17 protein-coding genes are annotated in these 19,017 nt (G+C 64.2%); 14 read left to right on the forward strand and 3 right to left on the reverse strand.

All coding sequences use genetic code 11. The features are described from left to right. The first annotated feature begins 47 nt into the window (after positions 1 to 47). The 11 genes from nuoE (at position 48) to ACNA0R_RS23640 (ending at position 12,274) form a co-directional block, all read left to right on the forward strand. Complete coding sequence (gene nuoE, locus ACNA0R_RS23590) at positions 48 to 542, forward strand: NADH-quinone oxidoreductase subunit NuoE (protein WP_415828505.1); 495 nt, start codon at positions 48 to 50, stop codon at positions 540 to 542. Next, positions 539 to 1,906: an NADH-quinone oxidoreductase subunit NuoF gene (nuoF, locus tag ACNA0R_RS23595; RefSeq protein WP_415828506.1), complete on the forward strand. Its 1,368-nt coding sequence runs from the start codon at positions 539 to 541 to the stop codon at positions 1,904 to 1,906. The genes nuoE and nuoF overlap by 4 nt, the downstream gene beginning before the upstream one ends. 14 nt (positions 1,907 to 1,920) lie before the next feature. Then, the gene (nuoG, locus tag ACNA0R_RS23600) at positions 1,921 to 4,251 is read left to right on the forward strand and encodes an NADH-quinone oxidoreductase subunit NuoG (RefSeq protein WP_415828507.1); all 2,331 of its coding nucleotides are present in this window, start codon (positions 1,921 to 1,923) and stop codon (positions 4,249 to 4,251) included. Continuing rightward, positions 4,251 to 5,324, forward strand: coding sequence for an NADH-quinone oxidoreductase subunit NuoH (gene nuoH / locus ACNA0R_RS23605; protein ID WP_415828508.1), 1,074 nt, complete (start codon positions 4,251 to 4,253; stop codon positions 5,322 to 5,324). The genes nuoG and nuoH overlap by 1 nt, the downstream gene beginning before the upstream one ends. A gap of 20 nt (positions 5,325 to 5,344) precedes the next feature. Beyond that, positions 5,345 to 5,833, forward strand: a complete 489-nt coding sequence (nuoI, locus tag ACNA0R_RS23610) for an NADH-quinone oxidoreductase subunit NuoI (RefSeq protein ID WP_415828509.1) — start codon at positions 5,345 to 5,347, stop codon at positions 5,831 to 5,833. Between the two features lie 16 nt (positions 5,834 to 5,849). Continuing rightward, on the forward strand, positions 5,850 to 6,494 hold the full coding sequence (locus ACNA0R_RS23615) for an NADH-quinone oxidoreductase subunit J (RefSeq protein WP_415828510.1): 645 nt from the start codon (positions 5,850 to 5,852) through the stop codon (positions 6,492 to 6,494). After that, positions 6,491 to 6,799, forward strand: a complete 309-nt coding sequence (gene nuoK, locus ACNA0R_RS23620) for an NADH-quinone oxidoreductase subunit NuoK (RefSeq protein ID WP_066353466.1) — start codon at positions 6,491 to 6,493, stop codon at positions 6,797 to 6,799. The genes ACNA0R_RS23615 and nuoK overlap by 4 nt, the downstream gene beginning before the upstream one ends. 18 nt (positions 6,800 to 6,817) lie before the next feature. Continuing rightward, a complete protein-coding gene (gene nuoL / locus ACNA0R_RS23625; protein WP_415828511.1) occupies positions 6,818 to 8,872 on the forward strand; it encodes an NADH-quinone oxidoreductase subunit L in 2,055 nt (684 codons plus the stop codon). Between the two features lie 12 nt (positions 8,873 to 8,884). Then, a complete protein-coding gene (locus tag ACNA0R_RS23630; protein WP_415828512.1) occupies positions 8,885 to 10,372 on the forward strand; it encodes an NADH-quinone oxidoreductase subunit M in 1,488 nt (495 codons plus the stop codon). A gap of 9 nt (positions 10,373 to 10,381) precedes the next feature. Further along, on the forward strand, positions 10,382 to 11,851 hold the full coding sequence (nuoN, locus tag ACNA0R_RS23635; protein ID WP_415828513.1) for an NADH-quinone oxidoreductase subunit NuoN: 1,470 nt from the start codon (positions 10,382 to 10,384) through the stop codon (positions 11,849 to 11,851). A 90-nt stretch (positions 11,852 to 11,941) separates the two neighbouring features. After that, a complete protein-coding gene (locus tag ACNA0R_RS23640; protein WP_415828514.1) occupies positions 11,942 to 12,274 on the forward strand; it encodes a DUF2818 family protein in 333 nt (110 codons plus the stop codon). Here ACNA0R_RS23640 and ACNA0R_RS23645 read toward each other — a convergent pair. Beyond that, positions 12,243 to 12,677 (reverse strand): YkvA family protein, encoded by a 435-nt coding sequence (locus ACNA0R_RS23645; RefSeq protein ID WP_415828515.1) that lies wholly within the window; start codon positions 12,675 to 12,677, stop codon positions 12,243 to 12,245. The genes ACNA0R_RS23640 and ACNA0R_RS23645 overlap by 32 nt on opposite strands. A gap of 298 nt (positions 12,678 to 12,975) precedes the next feature. Here ACNA0R_RS23645 and ACNA0R_RS23650 point away from each other — a divergent pair, with 298 nt between their 5' ends. Then, complete coding sequence (locus ACNA0R_RS23650; RefSeq protein ID WP_415828516.1) at positions 12,976 to 15,210, forward strand: TonB-dependent receptor; 2,235 nt, start codon at positions 12,976 to 12,978, stop codon at positions 15,208 to 15,210. A gap of 93 nt (positions 15,211 to 15,303) precedes the next feature. Here ACNA0R_RS23650 and ACNA0R_RS23655 read toward each other — a convergent pair whose 3' ends face one another. Further along, positions 15,304 to 16,272 (reverse strand): Bug family tripartite tricarboxylate transporter substrate binding protein, encoded by a 969-nt coding sequence (locus tag ACNA0R_RS23655; RefSeq protein WP_415828517.1) that lies wholly within the window; start codon positions 16,270 to 16,272, stop codon positions 15,304 to 15,306. A 42-nt stretch (positions 16,273 to 16,314) separates the two neighbouring features. Further along, complete coding sequence (gene gstA, locus ACNA0R_RS23660) at positions 16,315 to 16,950, reverse strand: glutathione transferase GstA (RefSeq protein ID WP_415828518.1); 636 nt, start codon at positions 16,948 to 16,950, stop codon at positions 16,315 to 16,317. Between the two features lie 306 nt (positions 16,951 to 17,256). On the opposite strand from gstA, the gene ACNA0R_RS23665 reads away from it, so the two are divergent. Beyond that, on the forward strand, positions 17,257 to 18,303 hold the full coding sequence (locus ACNA0R_RS23665; RefSeq protein WP_415828519.1) for a WD40/YVTN/BNR-like repeat-containing protein: 1,047 nt from the start codon (positions 17,257 to 17,259) through the stop codon (positions 18,301 to 18,303). 101 nt (positions 18,304 to 18,404) lie between these two features. Further along, positions 18,405 to 19,007: an amino acid synthesis family protein gene (locus tag ACNA0R_RS23670; protein ID WP_415828520.1), complete on the forward strand. Its 603-nt coding sequence runs from the start codon at positions 18,405 to 18,407 to the stop codon at positions 19,005 to 19,007. Positions 19,008 to 19,017 lie beyond the last annotated feature (10 nt).

A 19,017-nucleotide genomic window follows, 5' to 3' on the forward strand; every position in this document is an offset into this window, starting at 1 on the left:
CTTGAAGAAGACCCGAAGGGGCCTCTTGCATATTCCGGATTCAAACTATGCTGCTTTCCGAACAGGCTTACCAGAAAATCGACCGGGAACTCACGAAGTTCCCGGCCGACCAGAAGCAGTCGGCCATCATGGCCGCGCTTGCCATCGCGCAGGACGAAAAAGGCTGGCTGTCGACCGAAATCATCGAAGACGTCGCCATCTATCTGGGGGTGCCGCCCATCGCGGTGCAGGAAGTGGCCACCTTCTACAACATGTTCAACGTGTCGCAGACCGGCAAGCACAAGATCTCGGTCTGTACCAACCTGCCGTGCGCGCTGCGCGATGGTGAAAAAGCGGGCGACTACCTGAAGCGCAAGCTCGGGGTCGACTACCGCGGCACCACGCCCGACGGCATGTTCACCCTGGTCGAAGGCGAGTGCATGGGCGCCTGCGGCGATTCGCCGGTGATGCTGGTGAACAACAAGCACATGTGTGTACGCATGACCGAAGCGCGGATGGACGAACTGATCGACGGCCTGCGCGCGCAAGGAGAAACGGCATGAATGCGCCGGACCTTTATCGCAACTTCGCCCAGGGGCTGGACCCCAACCCCTTGCGCGACCTGTCCCAGTCCATGTGCCTGCACGGCCGCCATCTGCAGCCGCAGATCCTGGCCGACCTGGACGGCGACAACTGGCATCTGGAAGACTACGTCAAGCGCGGCGGCTACGAGGCCCTGCGCAAGATCCTGACCACCGGCATGAAGCCGGAAGAAGTCATCGCCGAAGTCAAGGCTTCCGGCTTGCGCGGCCGCGGCGGCGCCGGTTTTCCCACCGGGCTGAAGTGGAGCTTCATGCCGCGCACGTTCCCGGGCCAGAAGTACCTGGTGTGCAATTCGGACGAGGGCGAGCCCGGCACGTTCAAGGATCGCGACATCCTGCGCTTCAATCCGCACATCGTGATTGAAGGCATGGCCATCGCCGCGTACGCCATGGGCATCTCGGTGGGCTACAACTACATCCACGGCGAAATCTTCGAAGTGTACGAACGCTTCGAGGAAGCCCTGGAAGAAGCGCGCGCCGCCGGCTTCCTGGGCGACAAGATCCTGGGTTCGGAATTCAACTTCCAGCTGCATGCCTTCCATGGCTACGGCGCCTACATCTGCGGCGAAGAAACCGCGCTGCTGGAATCGCTGGAAGGCAAGAAAGGCCAGCCGCGCTTCAAGCCGCCGTTCCCCGCCAGCTTCGGCCTGTACGGCAAGCCCACGACGATCAACAACACCGAAACCTTCGCGGCGGTGCCCTGGATCATCCGCAACAGCGGCCAGCAATACCTGGAAATCGGCAAGCCCAACAACGGCGGCACCAAGATCTTCTCGATTACCGGCGACGTCGAGCGCCCCGGCAATTACGAGATCCCCATGGGCACGCCGTTCTCCAAGCTGCTGGAGCTGGCCGGCGGCATGCGCGGCGGCCGCAAGTTGAAGGCCGTGATCCCTGGCGGCTCCAGCGCGCCGGTGCTGCCCGCCAGCATCATGATGGAAACCACCATGGACTACGACGCCATCGCCAAGGCCGGCTCCATGCTGGGTTCCGGCGCCGTCATCGTCATGGACGAAACGCGCTGCATGGTGAAGTCGCTGCTGCGCCTGTCCTATTTCTACTTCGAGGAAAGCTGCGGCCAGTGCACGCCGTGCCGTGAAGGCACGGGCTGGCTGTATCGCATGGTGAACCGCATCGAGCACGGCGAAGGCCGTCCGGAAGACCTGGATCTGCTCGACAGTGTGGCGGGCAACATCATGGGCCGCACGATCTGTGCGCTGGGCGACGCGGCCGCGATGCCCGTGCGCGGCTTCCTGAAGCATTTCCACGACGAATTCGCGTACCACGTCGAGCACAAGAAGTGCGTGGTACCGCACTATCTGTAGGTCAGGAAAAGAGAATGGTTGAACTAACCGTCGACGGCAACAAGGTAGAAGTGCCCGAAGGCAGCATGGTGATGCATGCGGCCCAGAAGCTCGGGCAGTACGTGCCGCATTTCTGCTACCACAAGAAGCTTTCCATCGCCGCCAACTGCCGCATGTGCCTGGTCGAGGTCGAAAAGGCGCCCAAGGCGCTGCCGGCCTGCGCCACGCCCGTGACCAACGGCATGGTGGTCTTCACCAACTCGGAAAAAGCCAAGGCCGCGCAGAAGTCGGTCATGGAGTTCCTGTTGATCAACCACCCGCTCGATTGCCCCATCTGCGATCAGGGCGGCGAATGCCAGCTGCAGGATCTGGCGGTGGGCTACGGCGGATCGGCTTCGCGCTATCACGAAGAAAAGCGCGTGGTGTTCCACAAGGACCTGGGCCCGCTGGTGTCGGCCGAGGAAATGAGCCGTTGCATCCACTGCACCCGCTGCGTGCGCTTCGGCCAGGAAATCGCCGGCGTGATGGAGCTGGGCATGATCAACCGGGGCGAACACTCCGAGATCACCTCCTTCGTCGGCCGCTCGGTGGAATCGGAGCTGTCCGGCAACATGATCGATCTGTGCCCGGTGGGCGCACTGACGTCGCGGCCGTTCCGCTATAGCGCGCGCACCTGGGAACTGGCGCGCCGCCGTTCGGTCAGCCCGCACGACAGCCTGGGCGCCAACCTGGTGGTGCAGGTCAAGGGCGACAAGGTCATGCGCGTGGTGCCCTTCGAAAACGAAGCGCTGAACGAGTGCTGGCTGAGCGACCGCGATCGTTTTTCCTATGAAGGCCTGAACGCCGACGATCGCCTGGAAACGCCCATGATCAAGGGCGCCGACGGCGAATGGCGCGAAGCGTCGTGGGCCGATGCGCTGCAAGCCGTGGCGCAAGGCCTGTCCCGCGTGCGCGACAACTTCGGCGGCGGCCAGATCGGCGCGCTGGCGACGGAATACGCCACCACCGAGGAATACGCGCTGTTGGGCCGCCTGGTCCGCGCGCTGGGTTCCGAGAACATCGACTTCCGCCTGCGCCAGACCGATGCGGCGCTGGGCGCCGCGCTGGAAGGCGCGCCCTGGCTCGGTATGCAGGTCGCCGATCTGGATACGCTGGATCGCGTGCTGGTCGTCGGCTCGGTGCTGCGCAAGGATCATCCGTTGATGGCGCAGCGCCTGCGCCAGGCCGCCAAGCGCGGCGCGCAGGTCCTGCTGGTCGATAGCCTGGCGGACGATCCGCTGATGCCCGTTACCGGCCGCCTGACCGTCGCGCCGTCGGCGCTACCGCGCGCGCTGGCCGAAGTCGCCGTGGCGCTGGCCCAGGCCAAGGGCGTGGACGTACCCGCTGAATTCGGTGGCGTGGTCGCCGGCGAACAGGCCAAGGTCATCGCCGCCAGCCTGGCCTCGGGTAGCCAGACCGCGGTCCTGCTGGGCAACATGGCCGTGGCGTCGCCGCAGGCCGCGACGATTGCCGCCAATGCGCAGGTCATCGCCGGCATGGCCGGCGCCCGCCTGGGCTTCCTGACTTCCGGCGGCAACACGGTGGGCGGCTACCTGGCCGGCGCCGTGCCGGGCAAGGGCGGCAAGACCGCGGCCGCCATGCTGGCGGATCCGTTGAAGGCCTACATCGTCCTGCACGCCGAACCGCTGCTGGACGCCGATAACGGCCCGCAGGCCGTCGCCGCCTTGCGCGATGCGCAATTCGCCGTCGCGCTGACGCCGTATCGCGCCGCCGCCCAGGAATGGGCCAACGTGATGCTGCCCGTGGCGCCGTTCACCGAAACCTCGGGCACCTTCGTCAACGCACAGGGCACCGCGCAAAGCTTCAAGGGCACGGTCGTGCCGTTCCGCCAGACCCGTCCGGCGTGGAAGGTGCTGCGCGTGCTGGGCAACGTGCTGCAACTGGCCGGCTTCGACGACGAAACCTCCGAATCGGTGCGCGACAGCGTGCTGGCCGGCGGGCTGGAAGGACGCTTGTCCAACCGCGTCAATGCCGCGCCCGGCGTGGGCGCGACGGTCCTGGGCGGACTGGAGCGCGTCGCCGACGTACCGATCTACCGCACCGATGCGATCGTGCGCCGCGCCCACTCGCTGCAGGCCGCGCCTGCTTCGCGTTCGCCGTCGGCGCGCATGAATGGCCAGACCCTGGCCAGCCTGGGCCTGACGGCCGGCGTCAAGGTGCGCGTGCGTACCGCGACCGGCGCCGTCGAACTGGAAACGGTGCAGGACGAAACGGTGGCCGACCGCGCGCTGCGGGTATCCGCCGGCTTCGAACAGACCGCCGCCCTGGGTGGCGCATTCGGTGAAATCAGCGTGGAGCGTGCCTGATGGAATGGCTCAATATTCTGGAAAGCCACGGCCAGGCTCTGCTGGGCGCAACGCCCTGGCTGGTGGTCTGGACCATCATCAAGGTGGTCATCATCGCGGTACCCATCATCCTGTGCGTGGCCTACCTGACGTACTGGGAACGCAAGATGATCGGCTTCATGCACGTGCGCAGGGGCCCGAACCGCGTTGGCTATCGCGGCCTGCTGCAGCCCTTCGCGGATGTGTTCAAGCTGTTGACCAAGGAAGTGGTGGTGCCCACCGAGGCCAACCGCATCCTGTTCATCCTGGCGCCGGTGGTCACGCTGATGCCCGCGCTGGCCGCCTGGGCGGTGGTGCCCTTCGGACCGCAGGTGGTGCTGGCCAACGTCAACGCCGGCTTGCTGTACATCATGGCCATCACGTCCGTCGGTGTGTACGGCGTGATCGTGGCGGGCTGGGCGTCCAATTCCAAGTACGCCTTCCTGGGTGCGCTGCGCGCGTCCGCGCAGATGGTGTCCTATGAATTGGCCATCGGCTTCGTGCTGGTCACGGTGCTGCTGGTGTCCGGCAGCCTGAACATGAGCGAGATCGTGCTGGGCCAGACGCGCGGCTGGTTCGCGGACCACGGCCTGACCTTCCTTTCCTGGAACTGGCTGCCGCTGCTGCCGCTGTTCGTCATCTACGTGGTGTCGGCGGTTGCCGAAACCAACCGCGCGCCGTTCGACGTGGTGGAAGGTGAGTCGGAAATCGTCGCGGGCCACATGGTCGAGTACTCGGGGATGGCCTTCGCGCTGTTCTTCCTGGGCGAATACGCCAACATGATCCTGTTGTCGGCCTTGGCGTCGATCATGTTCCTGGGCGGCTGGACCTCGCCCATCGACGTGGCGCCGCTGACCTGGATCCCCGGCTGGATCTGGCTGGGTCTCAAAACGTTCTGCGTAGTCTCCCTGTTCGTCTGGTTCCGCGCGTCGTTCCCGCGCTACCGCTACGACCAGATCATGCGCCTGGGCTGGAAGATTTTTATTCCGCTGACCGGCGTGTGGCTGCTCGTCGTGGCGATCTGGATGCAGACGCCCTGGAACATTTGGCGCTAGCGATAGGCAAAAGGCAGGATATGGAAGCGATCAAGGATTTCTTCGGCAGCCTCTTGCTGTCCGAACTGCTCAAGGGCATGCGCCTGACGGGCAAGTATTTCTTCAAGCGCAAGGTAACGCTGCGCTACCCCCATGAGAAAACCCCGGCGTCGCCGCGGTTCCGCGGCCTGCACGCGCTGCGCCGCTACCCCAACGGGGAAGAGCGCTGCATCGCCTGCAAGCTGTGCGAAGCGGTGTGCCCGGCGCTCGCGATCACCATCGAATCGGACGTGCGCGAGGACGGCAGCCGCCGCACCACGCGCTACGACATCGACCTGACCAAGTGCATCTTCTGCGGCTTCTGCGAAGAAAGCTGTCCGGTGGACTCCATCGTCGAAACGCACGTCCTGGAATACCACGGCGAAAAGCGCGGCGACCTGTACTTCACGAAGGACATGCTGCTGGCGGTGGGCGACCGCTACGAGGCGGAAATCGCCCAACGACGCGCCGAAGACGCGCCTTACCGTTGATGCCGGGTACGACTCCATGACTTTCACCACCATTCTTTTCTACCTGCTGTCCATCGTGCTCGTGGTGGCGGCGTTCCGCGTCATTACGGCGCGCAGCCCCGTGACCGCGGTGCTGCACCTGATCCTGGCTTTCTTCAACGCTTCGATGTTGTGGATCCTGCTGGGCGCGGAATTCCTGGGCCTGCTATTGGTCCTGGTGTACGTCGGCGCCGTCATGGTGCTGTTCCTGTTCGTCGTGATGATGCTGGACATCCGCATGGCGGCGTTGCGCCAGGGCTTGCGCACCTACCTGCCGCTGGGCCTGGTGATCGGCTTGATCCTGGTGCTGGAAATCTCCTTCGTGCTGGGTTCGACGTGGTTCAACGCGGGGCCCCCGGCCGCCGTGGCGGGCGACTACAACAACGCCCGCGCCCTGGGTACGGCCATGTACACGCAGTACGTCTACGCGGTGGAAGTGGGCGCGGTGCTGCTGCTGGTGGGCATGGTGTCGGCGATCGCGCTGACGCTGCGCCGCCGCCGCGACGTCAAGTACAACAATCCGTCGGAAGCCGTGCGCGTGCGCGCCAAGGACCGCTTCCGCCTGGTGAGCATGCCGGCGCAGAGCGAGCGCGCCCAGGCCCGCACCGCCGCCGCCGTTCCGGCCCAAGGAGAACAGAAGTGACGCTGACGCTGGCCCATTACCTGATACTGGGGGCGATCCTGTTCGCCATCGGCATCTTCGGCATCTTCCTGAACCGCCGCAACCTGATCATTCTGTTGATGTCCATCGAGCTGGTACTGCTGGCCGTCAACATGAATTTCGTGGCCTTTTCGAGCTGGTCCGGCGACGCCGCCGGGCAGGTCTTCGTGTTCTTCATCCTGACCGTCGCCGCCGCCGAGGCGGCGATCGGGCTGGCCATTCTGGTGCTGCTGTTCCGCAACCTGAACACGATCAACGTCGACGAACTCGATCGCCTGAAGGGCTGACGGAGTCCAGGAATAACAATGTCTAGCTCTCCCAATCTCTACCTGCTTATCGCACTGGCGCCCCTGGCCGGCGCCATCCTGGCCGGCCTGTTCGGCACCGGGTTCCTCGGCAGCCCCATCGGGCGGCGTGGCGCGCACCTGATCACCATCCTGGGCGTGCTGATCTCCACGATCGGCGCCTTCGTGGTGCTGGGCGACGTGCTGAACGGCCATACGTACGACGGGAACGTCTACACCTGGAGCCTGATCGGCAGCACGCAGCTGAACATCGGTTTCCTGATCGATCCGCTGTCGGCCATGATGATGGTCGTGGTCACCAGCGTGTCGCTGATGGTGCACATCTACACCATCGGCTACATGGCGGACGATCCCGGCTATCAGCGCTTCTTCGCGTACATCTCGCTGTTCACCTTCTCCATGCTGATGCTGGTCATGTCCAACAACATGGTGCAGCTGTTCTTCGGCTGGGAAGCGGTGGGCCTGGTGTCGTACCTGCTGATCGGCTTCTGGTACACGCGGCCGACGGCGATCTTCGCCAATATGAAGGCCTTCCTGATCAACCGCGTCGGCGACTTCGGTTTCGTGCTGGGCATCGGCCTGCTGTTCGCCTACGTCGGTTCGATGCAGTACTCGGATGTGTTCAGCCAGGCCGACAAGCTGGCCGGCATGACCTTCCCGGGCGGCGACTGGAAGCTGCTGACCGTGGCCTGCATCTGCCTGTTCATCGGCGCCATGGGTAAATCGGCGCAGGTGCCGCTGCATGCCTGGCTGCCCGATTCGATGGAAGGCCCCACGCCGATTTCCGCGCTGATCCACGCGGCGACCATGGTGACGGCCGGCATCTTCATGGTGGCACGCTTTTCGCCGCTGTTCGAACATTCCGATACGGCGCTGTCCTTCATCATCGTGATCGGCGCCATCGGCGCGCTGTTCCTGGGTATCCTGGGGATCATCCAGAACGACATCAAGCGCGTGGTGGCGTATTCGACGCTGTCGCAGCTGGGCTACATGACCGTGGCGCTGGGCGCGTCGGCCTACCAGGTGGCGATCTTCCACCTGATGACGCACGCGTTCTTCAAGGCGCTGCTGTTCCTGGGCGCGGGTTCGGTCATCATCGGCATGCACCACGACCAGGACATCCGCAACATGGGCGGCCTGCGCAAGTACATGCCGATCACCTGGATCACCTTCCTGATCGGCACGCTGGCCCTGGTGGGCACGCCGTTCTTCTCGGGCTTCTACTCGAAGGAACACATCATCGAAGCCGCGGGTGCGTCCGAAGTCTGGGGCGCCGGCTTCGCGCACTTCGCCACGCTGATCGGCGTGTTCGTGACCTCGCTGTATTCGTTCCGTGTCTACTTCCTGGTTTTCCACGGCAAGGAGCGCTTCGATGCGCATGGCCACGGCCACGCGCATCATGACGACAGCCACGGCGCGGAAGCGCAGGTGCATGGCACGTCCGACGACCACGGCCATGACGACCACGGCCACAGCGGCCCGCCGCACGAATCGCCGTGGGTGGTCACGCTGCCCCTGATCGTGCTGGCGATTCCGTCGGTGATCATCGGCGCGCTGGTTGTCGATCCCATGCTGTTCGGCAAGTATTTCCAGGGCGCCATCACCGTGCTGCCCGAGCATCCGGCCATGCATGAACTGGCCGAGGAATGGCACGGCTGGGTGGCCTTCGGCCTGCACGCCTTCACCTCCACGGCCTTCTGGCTGGTGGTCGCGGGCGCCGTGGTGGCCTGGTACTGCTACCTGATCAATCCCAAGGTGCCGGCCGCCATCAAGCGCAGTCTCTCGGGCGTCAACGTCGTCCTCGAGAACAAGTACTACGTGGACTGGTTCAACGAGCAGGTGATCGCGCGCGCCGCCCGCGGCCTGGGCCGCGGCCTGTGGCAAGCCGGCGATCGCGCGCTGATCGATGGCCTGATCAACGGCAGCGCCCGGCTGGTGGGCTGGGTGGCTGGCGTGAGCCGCTACCTGCAGTCCGGCTTCATCTATCACTATGCCTTCGCCATGATCATCGGGATCCTGGCCCTGGTGACTTTCTTCGTGCTGATTCCCCAATAAATGGCTAGCGAGATGGCATCCCATACTTTTCCCTGGCTTACCCTCGCGGTCTTTGTTCCCATCGTTTTCGGCTTGCTGGTGCTCGCCCTGGGCGGGGACAACAAGCGTGGACTGACGCTGTGGCTGTCCCTGATCGGCGCCGCGGCGGGGCTGCTGGTGACGATCCCCCTGTACACCGGCTTCGATGCGTCGACGGCGAACATGCAGTTCGTCGAAAACGTGCCCTGGATCAGCACCTTCAACGTCAACTACCACCTGGGCGTGGACGGCATATCGCTGTGGTTCGTGCTGCTGACCGCCTTCATCACGATCATCGTGGTGCTGGCCGGCTGGGAGGTGATCACCAGCCGCGTGGCGCAGTACATGGCGGCCTTCCTGATCCTGTCGGGCTTGATGATCGGCGTATTCGTCGCGCTGGACGGCCTGCTGTTCTACGTGTTCTTCGAAGCCACGCTGATCCCGATGTACATCATCGTGGGCGTGTGGGGCGGACCGAACCGGGTCTACGCGGCGTTCAAGTTCTTCCTGTATACGCTGCTGGGCTCGCTGCTGACGCTGGTGGCCTTCATCTACCTGTGGAATGCCTCGGGCGGCTCCTTCGACATCCTGCAGTGGCAGCAGCTGAAGCTGGGCATGACCCCGCAGGTGCTGGTGTTCGTCGCCATGCTGGCGGCCTTCGCGGTGAAGGTGCCGATGTGGCCGGTGCATACCTGGCTGCCGGATGCCCACGTCGAAGCGCCCACGGGCGGCTCCATCGTGCTGGCGGCCATCATGCTGAAGCTGGGCGCCTATGGTTTCCTGCGCTTCTCGCTGCCGATCGCGCCGGATGCTTCGCACAGCCTGGCCGGCCTGATGATTGCGCTGTCGCTGATCGCCGTGATTTACATCGGCCTGGTCGCGATCGTGCAGGACGATATGAAGAAGCTGGTGGCGTATTCGTCCGTGGCGCACATGGGTTTCGTGACGCTGGGCTTTTTCATCTTCAATACGGCCGGCGTGGAAGGCGCGATCGTGCAGATGATCTCGCACGGCTTCGTGTCGGGCGCCATGTTCATGTGCATCGGCGTACTGTATGACCGCGTGCACAGCCGCCGCATCGCCGACTACGGCGGCGTGGTGAATACGATGCCGCGCTTCGTGACCTTCTTCGTGCTGTTCTCCATGGCCAACAGCGGCCTGCCGGCCACCAGCGGCTTCGTGGGCGAATTCATGGTCATCATGGGCGCCGTGCAGCACAACTTCTGGATCGGCCTGGCCGCGGCCACCGCCCTGATCCTGGGCGCGTCGTATTCGCTCTGGATGGTCAAGCGCGTGGCCTTCGGCGAGATCGCCAACGATCACGTGCGCGAACTGACCGACATCAATCGCCGCGAATTCCTGATCCTGGGCCTGATGGCCATTACCGTGCTGTACATGGGTATCTATCCCAAGCCCTTTACCGACGTGATGCATGCGTCGGTGCAGGCCCTGATGCAACACGTTGCCATCTCGAAACTGTAAGCCAAGACAATGATGCACTCCTCACTCGATTTCGCGCTGGCGACGCCGGAGATCCTGCTGCTCATTTTGGGCTCGGTGATCCTGCTGGTCGATGCGGTCAGCAATCACCCCACGCGCAAGCTCAGCTATCTGCTGACGCTGGGCACGCTGGTGGTACTGACCATTATTTCCCTGGTGCAGTGGCACGATGGCGTAAAGGGCAGGGCGTTCGGCGGCCTGTTCGTTACGGACGACCTGGCGCACCTGCTGAAGATCACGTCCTACGTGGCGGTGTTCGTCACCCTGGTCTACGGCCGCATCTATTCGCAGTCGCGCGACATGCTGCGCGGCGGCGAGCTGTACGTGCTGTCGCTGTTCGGCCTGCTCGGCCAGATGGTGATGATCTCGGCCGGCAACCTGATCACGGTCTACCTGGGCCTGGAGCTGATGTCGCTGTCGCTGTACGCGCTGATCGCGCTGCGCCGCGACGACACCACGGCCACCGAAGCCGCCATGAAATACTTCGTGCTGGGTGCGCTGGCTTCCGGTTTCCTGCTGTATGGCATGTCCATGATCTACGGCGCGACGGGCCAGCTCGACCTGGCGCAGATCGCCGCGGTCATCGGCGGCGGCAAGGCGCAGTACCTGCCGCTGGTGCTGGGCGTGGTCTTCATCGTGGCCGGCCTGGCATTCAAGCTGGGCGCCGCGCCGTTCCATATGTGGGTGCCCGACGTCTACCATGGCGCGCCGACGGCCGTCACGCTGTTGCTGGGTGCCGCGCCCAAGCTGGCTGCCTTCGCCATCACGCTGCGCGTGCTGATCGAAGCCATGCACTCCCTGGCCGCGGACTGGCAGCCCATGCTGCTGATCCTGGCGGTGCTGTCCCTGGCGATCGGCAACCTGACCGCCATCGCGCAGAGCAATTTCAAGCGCATGCTGGCGTATTCGACGATCTCGCACATGGGCTTCGTGCTGCTGGGCCTGGCGGCCGGCGGCGGATCCCCCGCGGTGGGCTATGGCGCGGCGCTGTTCTACATCGTCACCTATGTGCTGACCACGCTGGGCAGCTTCGGCATGGTCCTGCTGCTGTCGCGCGACGGCTTCGAATGCGACAACATCGACGACCTGAAGGGCCTGAATCGCCGCAGCCCCTGGCACGCTTTCATCGTGCTGGTGCTGATGGTGTCGCTGACGGGCCTGCCGCCGACGGTGGGTTTCTACGCCAAACTGGCCGTGCTGCAGCCCTTGATCCAGATGGGCCATGTCGGTATCGCCGTGATCGCGGTGATGTTCTCGCTGATTGGCGCCTTCTACTACCTGCGTGTCGTCAAGGTCGTGTACTTCGACGAACCGGTGGGCGATGTACATCCGGTGTCGGCATCCTGCGTGCAGCGCGGCCTGATGTCCTTGAACGGCGTGCTGGTGCTGCTGCTGGGCATCGTACCGGGCGGCCTGATGGCGGCCTGCGTGCGCGCGGTGCAGACTTCCCTGGGCCTGTGACCGGGCCCGCGGCCGGCCAGGCGCCGGCTGCCTGAATATCAACCGAGGATGGCGGCGCGCAATGCGCCGTCGTCTGTTTCAACCGGGCCGATGAATCAAACCCTTGCCGTCTGGCTGTTGATCGCGCTGGCCCTGGTCTGCGCCAATCTACCTTTCCTGAACGAGCGGGTGTTTGCCCTGTTCGTATGGCGCAAGGGCGGGGCGCCCGTACCCAAGCCGCTCTGGCTGCGCCTGGTGGAACTGCTGGTGTTCTATCTGGTCGTCGGCGCCCTGGGTTTCGCCTTCGAAGCCGCCCTGGGTAACCGCTTCGCCCAAGGCTGGGAGTTCTACGCCATCGGCCTGTGCCTGTTCCTGGTGCTGGCGTATCCGGGCTTCGTCATCCGCTATCTGCTTAAACGGCGGCGCTCGGCGCGACCGGACTGAACCAGATCGCGTAGAGCCACCATGCGATCGCGGCCGCGATCGCGATCCAGACCAGCATCACGAATGCCGCGCCGGCCTTGCTGCGCGGGCGCGCCAGCCGGCGCGTGGCCCAGGCCTGCGCGCGATCGCGGCTATCCGCGCGTACCGGCGCGGGTAGGGCGCGCAGCGTCGCCCAGATCAATATCGGCACGAGAATGATGTCATCCAGGAAGCCGAGCACCGGTATGAAGTCGGGTATCAGGTCAATGGGGCTCAGGATATAGGCGGCCACCAGGACCGCCAGCGCCTTCGCGTACCAAGGGGTCGCCGGGTGGCGCAACGCGAACCACAGTGTCATCGCGTCCTGTCGCGTCCGTAGCGCCCAGAGGCGCGTGATTTTCAGCCAGCCCATCGTCTGCTCCATTTAGCGTCGTGCCCGCCGCGCGCGGCAAGGGGTCCGGTCGCCTGTTCGCCACGCGGCGCGTTATGCGCCCGCGCCGGACCTCTCAGCATAAGACGCTTTCACCGACGATGCGGGTCGATTTCTGACTATTTACTGAATGTCCGGTGTGCAAAGTTTAGGCGCCGACACGGTGCTGGCGCGCCACATTGTGAACGACGCGTTAATAAACATTGTTAGGGCTGACGAGTTTGTCTATCATTCGTGACAAATATCAAAACAAGAATCGTTGTCATTATCGTTAGCAGATCGGAGAAGCCCTTTGAAGCAGCAAGACTCGTATTCCTTGAATACGTTGACCCAGTCTTTGGCCGTTGCGCTGGCGAGCCCAGCCCTGTTCCTGGGGCAGCAGGCCGTCGCGCAAAACGCCCCGGTCACGGAGATGGCACCCGTGCAGGTGGAAGGCGATTCCCTGTACGACGTACCGGTATCGTCTTCCACGAAATTCACGGCGCCCCTGCTGGACACACCCAAGTCGGTACAGATTATTCCGCAGACGGTGATCCAGGATAGCGCGGCGACTTCGCTTCAGGACGTCTTGCGGAATTCTCCGGGCATCACCTTTGGCGCGGGAGAAGGCGGGCAGCCGCTGGCCGACCGGCCCTTTATCCGTGGCAGCTCTTCGGGCAACAACATTTTCGTCGATGGCATACGCGATCCGGGCGGCCAGACCCGCGAGATTTTCAACGTCGAAAGCGTGGAGGTGATCCGCGGCGCGGATTCGGCTTTCGGTGGACGCGGTTCGGGCGGCGGCAGCATCAACCTGGTCAGCAAGAAGCCCAAGCTGGGTTCCTTCGTTCAGGCCGACGCCGGCCTCGGCACCGATGCCTATTGGCGCGGTACCGTGGATGCCAATTGGCAGTTCAACGACAACTCCGCTTTCCGCTTGAACCTGCTGGATGGCAAAGGCAACGTCCCCGGGCGCAATGCCGTCGACTATGACAAATGGGGCGTGGCGCCGTCGCTGTCCTTCGGACTGGGCACGCCCACCCGCGCGACTTTCAGCTATTACCACTTCCAGTCCGACGGTATGCCGGACTACGGCGTGCCGCTGGCGACGAAGATCCCAGGCAAGCACACCAGCGACGGTATCCTGAACGTGGGCCGCAGCAAGTTCTACGGCGTCTATGACCGCGACTACGTGAAGAACAAGGCGGACATCGGCACCATCGAACTGGAACACGATTTCAATCAGCATGTGACCCTGCGCAACGCGACGCGCTATGGCCAGACGCTGAACGACTACGTGTTGACCAACCCTGGCGATGGCGGCGCGGCGCGTTTCGATCCCGCCAGCGGCGAGTGGTGGATGCAGCGCGGCTTGAAGTCGCGTTGGAACCAGACCACCATGCTGTCGAACGTCACCGAGCTGTACGGCAAGTTCGAGACCGGATCGCTCAAGCACAGCTACGACTTCGGCGTGGAGTTCACCAATGAGAAGAACAAGAACGCCAGCTACAACGTGACGACGACGGCGGGCAGCTTCTGCCCGGCGGTGTTCCCCGCCGGCGCCATGGACTGCACGCCGGTGTATCACCCCGATCCGCACGACAACTGGTCCGGCGATATTTCGCGCGGCCCGCTGACCAGCGACACCACGTCCAACACGCGTGCCATCTATGCCTTCGATACCATCGAGTTCAACGATCGCTGGTCGTTGAACCTGGGCGGGCGCTTCGACAACTATCGCATCGACGGCAATTTCCTGCCGCGCGGCGCGACCAGCTCGCAGAGCACCAGCGGCAGTTGGAATATCTTCAGCTACCAGACGGGTATCGTCTATAAACCGGCGCCCAACGGCAGCATCTATCTGTCCTACGCAACGGCGTCGACGCCACCCACCGTCAGCGGCGGTGACCAGGAGACCTTGTCCGCCGATACCGATAGCCTGGATCCGGAAAAGAGCCGCACGATCGAACTAGGCACCAAGTGGGATGTGCTGAACGAGAAGCTGACGCTGACGGCGGCCATCTACCAGACCGACCGCAAGGACGCGCAGATCCAGGTGGACCCGGGCATATTCGAGCAGGCGGGCAAGACCCGCGTGCGCGGCCTGGAACTGGGCTTCGCCGGCGCGGTGACACCCAAGTGGAATGTGTTCGGCGGCTACAGCTACATGGATAGCGAACTGCTCAAGGGCGCCTATAACGGCGTGAACGAGGGCGATCCGCTGGCCAATACCCCGCGCAACAGCTTCAGCCTGTGGAACACCTACAAGCTGCTGCCGAAGTTCACGGTGGGCGGCGGTATCTATTACGTGGGCAAGACCTACGGCGGCAATCAGGGCGGCGCGGGCGGCGGCGCCAATAGCGTGTACATGCCCGCGTACTGGCGCTTCGACGCAATGGCGGCGTACCAGGTGTCCCCCAACCTGAGCTTCCAGCTCAATGTGCTGAACCTGACGGACAAGGAGTACTTCGCCCGGACCAACGGCGTGCATCACGCCGATTACGGCCCCGGTCGCCAGGTGATCCTGACTACATCGCTGCGGTACTGACGCAGCGGGGGACGGCTGCCGCCACGGCCGTCCCGACCCCGGCGGCCATGACCGCGTCCGTCCCGATGTCCGCCAGGCACGAACAGGGGTTGTTCAGTCGAGCGAGATGCCCGACTCTTGCGCCACGCGCCGCCACTTTCGCTGTTCGCCCGCGAGCATATCGCGGAACTGTTGGGCCGAATCCGGAGACACCTCGACGCCCCTGGCCGTCAGCTTTTCCCGTACATCGGGCATTTGCAACACGCTGGTCAAAGCGGCATTGAGCCGTTCCACTGCGTCCGGCGGCAAATTGGCCGGTGCGAACAGTCCCATCCAGCCCTCCGCGGCCAAGTCCTGAAAGCCCAGTTCCCGCAGGGTGGGAATGTCCGGCAGGTCGCGCAGGCGTGCCGGGGAAGGCGTGGCCAACGCACGTAGTTTTCCCGATTTAATGAGAGGCAAGGCGACTGCCGCGGTTTCGAACGTGAAGTCGACCTCGTTCGCCAGCAATGCGCTCATGGCAGGCGCGCTGCCTTGGTAAGGGATGTGCGTGGCCCTGACGCCGGTGCGCGACAGGAACAGCTCACCGATCATATGGTTGGTGGACCCTATGCCGAACGACGAAAAGTTCAGGCGATCGGGCTGTGCTTTGGCCCGCGCGATCAGCGACTGCACACTCGTGATGGGCGAGGCGGCGGGCACGACCAGTACGAAGCTGACGCTGCCGACTTCGCCTATGGGCGTGAATTGCTTGAGCACGTCATAGGGCGCCGTCTTGCGGGTCACGGGATTGATGATCAGTTCGGCGCTGGTGCCAAGGAACAGCGTATTGCCGTCTGGCGCGGCACGCGCCGCGTTCAATGCGCCCAGGGTCCCTCCGGCGCCTCCGCGGTTTTCGACGATGATGGGTTGCTCCAGCAGGGCGGGCAGCTTTTCCGCAATGATGCGGGCGGCTCCGTCTGTGCCTCCGCCCGGAGGAAAGGCCACGATGAGACGTATCGGACCCGTGGCGGGGCTCGCGGCATCGGCATGCACGGCGCACAGCGCGCCCAGGCACAAGAAGGCCATACGGACCAGCATGTTCATGGAGGGTTCTCCTGTCGGAACGGGGGGCTGGGAAGGGGGCGCTTACGGGCTGACGGCGCGCTGGCGCATACCTTCTTCATGGGCGGCCTGCTCGGCCGCGCGCACGCTGGCGCGCGCGCCGACCCTGGCCAGATAGGCTTGCAGATGGGGCCAGCCGGTGGTGTCTATGTCATGCGCCCGCGTCCACATGGCGATCGTGTAGCAGTGAGCGTCCGCGATCGTGAACGCGGATCCCATCAGAAAGTCGCGTCCCTGCAACTGGTCGTTGAGCCATTGCAGCTTGCCTTGCAGATACTGTCGCGCGATCAGTTTGTATTCCGGCGGCGTGATCGCCTTGAACAACGGCATGAAACCGCCCTTGTGCAGATCCGCCGCGATGAAGCTCATCCATTCCATGATGCGGTAGCGCGCCAGCGATCCGGGCGGCGCAAACAATGGCACGTCGGGCCGCTGGTCGGCCAGGTACTGCATGATGACGGCCCCTTCGCTGAGGTACTGGCCGTCGGGTAGCCGCAGGGTGGGCACCGTGCCCTTCGAGTTGACGAGCAGATAATCCGTCCCGTCGCTCAAGCGCTTGGTGCGCATGTCGACCCATTGCAGATCCAGCGGGATGCCGAGCTCCCGCGCGACGATATCGACCGCCAGCGAGCAGCCCCGAACCTCGTGATAGAACTTCATTGGCCCATCCTTTCCAGTCGATGTTGCGAGGCCCTTGGCATGCACCGCCGCGCCGGAACATCATGTTGAATCGCGTGTTCTTGGAAAAATCGTACTACCAAAATAGAAAAATATTTAATCTGGTACTACAATTCTCGCGTGGCACCGGTCTGTTTCCAACTAGGGGAAACACTCGTGGCCACGAACGGCCGCCGGCGCGCGGGTCGGCGTGCCCGCGGTGGCAGGCCCGGCCCCCGACTGAACGGGAGCGCCAGGAAGGCGGCCCGCCATCCCGGCATCGATATCCCAGAGGGGAAGGACGACATCATGCAAGGCACAATCTTGGTGGGTACGGCAGGACAGGGCATATTGCGCAGCGTCGATGACGGGGCGAGCTGGCATCGGCTAGGTTTGAAAGAAGCGATCGAATTCGACGGGGTGGTGCGTTGCCTGGCTGTCGATCCGGCCGATCCCGCGCGCGTATTCGCCGGCGCGGATGCCGGCATCTGCCTGAGCACCGATGGCGGGGCACATTTCCGCCGGCTGGATTCACCGGCCGACGGGCAGACCGTCTGGGCTTTGGCGCTGGACCCGCGCGACCCCCGACTGGTGTACGCCGGTACCGGCGCGCCGTCGCGCGCGCGCATGTTCCGTTCGGCCGATGGCGGCCAGACGTGGCAGGCCTTGCCAGTCGAGTTGCCCGAGTTCTGCGCGGGCGTGAACCGGCCGCGCATCCTGGCAATTGCCGTGGACCCGGCCAATAGCGAAGTCTGGTTCGGCGTCGAGGAGGGCGGCGCCTGGCGCAGCCGTGATCGCGGCGACTCCTGGCAGCGGGTGGATACCGCCGCCAGCGGCATCGTCAGTGGCGACATTCACGGCATCAGTATTCTGCCCGCGCGCGGGCAGGCACCGCACACGCATCTGATCTGTTCGGTCAATTCGGTCTACACCAATGTCGACAGCGGCGAAGGCGTTTGGGACGGCGCCAGTTCAGCGGACCGCTTCGATGGTATGTACTACACCCGCACGATCCAGCCCTTGCCGGGCGCGGACGATGTGCTATTGCTGGCGATCGGTGACGGCACGCCCGGCTCGCGGACGCGGATATACCGCTCCGAAGACCGTGGCCGCAATTGGACTGCCGCGCTTTTGCACACCGCGCCGAACTCTACCTTCTGGGCCTTCGGCACGCACGCGGCCGATCCGTCGCTGGTGTTCGCCGGCACGAAGTATGGGCATCTGTTCCGCTCGATGGACGGCGGACGCAGCTGGTTCAAGGAATGGCGGGAGTTCAGCGAGATCACCTCGGTGGCGTGGACGCCGTTCGTCGCGCCCGTCAAGGCGCATCCGCAGTCCAGGCTTCCGCCCGCGTAACCGATCCGAGCCGCGTCGGGACCGGCCGCGCCGCGCCAGGCGCGGTTGTTCCGCGCAAATCCTGCCTTTCCAATTCCGCTGCCAGTAAAGAGACATACCCGATGAAAAGCCCCAACTTCAGTGCCTTCCACATCCGCAAGTGGTATCTCCAGATCGAGGACTCCCTGGCGGGAGAAACTGGCGCGCCCGCCGACGGAGAGCCGCTGCGAAAGATCGTTATTGCGGCATGCATCCACAACCCCTACGCTGGAACCTACGTCGACGACCTGTCCGCGTGGATCGATGCCTCGCCCGAACTGGGACGGGAATTCGCCCGCCGCATCCGGGAGGCAGCCGGGGGACAGGCGATCGAGAGCTACGGCAAGGCCTGCCTGGTGGGGACCGATGGGGAATATGAGCATGGCAATGCGCTGCTGACCAACCCCGCCGCCAACCCCGTGCGCGAAGGCGTGGGTGGAGCGAAATCATGGGTACCATCGACCGGCAAGCGGGGCGTGCCGGGCACGGCCATCGATATTCCGCTGGCCCACAAGGACGCGCTTTATGTGCGGTCGCACTATGACACCGTCACGGCCCAGTTCAATGACGGGCCGAACCGCGACGAGGTCGTCCTGGCCTGGGCGTTCGCAACGCGTGGAAGACTCAACGCGCGCCTGGGAGGCTTGCGCGCTTCCGAGGTGAAGGGTCTGGACGGTCTGTATTGAGGCGTAGCCT

It is taken from the genome of Bordetella sputigena, assembly GCF_965137885.1.
GTDB classification, from domain to species: Bacteria; Pseudomonadota; Gammaproteobacteria; order Burkholderiales; family Burkholderiaceae_B; genus Bordetella_C; species Bordetella_C sputigena.